We start from the raw sequence: 1,540 nt of genomic DNA, 5'->3' as shown, positions 1-1,540 counted from the left end.
TCGGTAATCCACCCTTTTCCAATCGCACCGTGCGTGGCCCGGAAGGCCTGGGGCGGCTTGGCCTGAGCCTGCATGATTTTTTCATTGCCCGATCCATCGAAGCACTCCGCCCGGGCGGCATCGCAGTTTTCGTGACGTCCCGCCATACGCTGGACAAGACAGACAGCACCGCGCGCCGGACCATCGCCGAGATGGCTGACCTCGTGGGGGCGGTCCGGCTTCCGGCCGGGGCGATGCGCGATGATGCCGGCACGGACGTGGTGGTGGACGTGCTGGTGTTCCGCAAGCGCAAGATCGGCGACATGGTCGACGATGAGACCTGGCTGGAGACCGACACCCTTGCGGATAGCGACCAGGGTAACTGTCCGCTCCTCGTCAATCGCTACTTCCTCGACCATCCGGAGCAGGTGCTCGGTCGCCACGGCTGGACCACTACCCAGTTCGGTCCCGACTACACGTGCAACGCGACTGACGGCTTCAGGCTCGATGTAATGTTGCCCGAGGCCCTGAGCCGGATCGGGCAGGACGTGCGCTTTCCGGAACCCCTGGACCAGCGCATTGTCCGGCCGGCAGGATCCGGTGTGCTGGTCGGCACGGCTGCCGATGGCGCCCAGCTGAAAGAAGGCTCCTACTTCGTCACGAAAGGTGTCCTGCAACAGATCTGCGACGGCCAGGCCGCCACGGTCGCCATCAGGAAAGGGGATCAGAAGGACGGCCTCTTCCAGAAGCATGCCCGGATCATTACCGCGCTGATACCCGTCCGGGATGCGGCACGCGCGGTGCTGCGGGCACAGATGGAGAACCTGCCCTATGGACGCCTCCAGGGTGATCTGAAGCATGCCTATTTCAGCTTTGTCCGACAGTTCGGCCCGATCAACCTGATGAATGTGACAGTCAGGATCGATCCGGAAACCGGGGTCGAAAACGAAACCCAGCGGCGGCCAAACCTGACGCCATTTTACGATGATCCCGACGTCTGGCTGGTCTCGTCCATCGAGGAATACGACGAGGCGTCACAGTGTCAATCGGCACTCAAAAATAACCCCTGATCGGCATGCAATATTAACCCCCTGTTGAAGGGCCGGCCTGTCTCCTGAAGCCGTAGGCGTAAGGAGACAGGCCGGGGCAGGTATGGATCTGGAGAGAGGTTCAGTTACGGTTCCTGAACCGCCAGCTTTCGTTCCCTGTCTCGATGATGTCGCAGTGATGGGTCAGACGGTCGAGCAGTGCCGTGGTCATCTTGGCGTCGGCGAATACACTGGCCCATTCACCGAAGGACAGGTTCGTGGTGACAATGACCGAGGTCTGTTCATAAAGGCGGCTGATCATATGGAACAGCAACTGTCCGCCAGACTGGGCAAAGGGCAGGTATCCCAGTTCGTCGAGGATGACAAAGTCCAGTCGGCCGAGTTGTTCGGCCAGCCGACCCGCCCTTGCCGCCCGACTGTCAGCCTCAAGCCGGTTGACCAGGTCCACCACGTTGAAGAACCGGCCACGCCGACCTGTGCGGATGCAGCTCCGGCCAATGGCCGTGGCCAGG

At 61.6% G+C, this 1,540-nt stretch carries 1 protein-coding gene and 1 pseudogene; one reads left to right on the top strand and one right to left on the bottom strand.

Annotated elements, in window-relative coordinates:
* Positions 1 to 1,010: pseudogene (locus GEU01_RS24090) on the top strand (lactate dehydrogenase); the annotation flags it as partial.
* Between the two features lie 139 nt (positions 1,011 to 1,149).
* Here GEU01_RS24090 and GEU01_RS21630 read toward each other — a convergent pair.
* A partial coding sequence (locus GEU01_RS21630) for an ATP-binding protein (RefSeq protein ID WP_019086499.1) occupies positions 1,150 to 1,540 on the bottom strand: 391 nt, incomplete at its 5' end.

Origin of the sequence: Komagataeibacter europaeus LMG 18890, from assembly GCF_000285295.1 — a bacterium.
Taxonomy (GTDB): domain Bacteria; phylum Pseudomonadota; class Alphaproteobacteria; order Acetobacterales; family Acetobacteraceae; genus Komagataeibacter; species Komagataeibacter europaeus.
The sequence above is the reverse complement of the archived record's forward strand: the minus strand, read 5'-3'. Positions and strand labels throughout refer to the sequence as shown.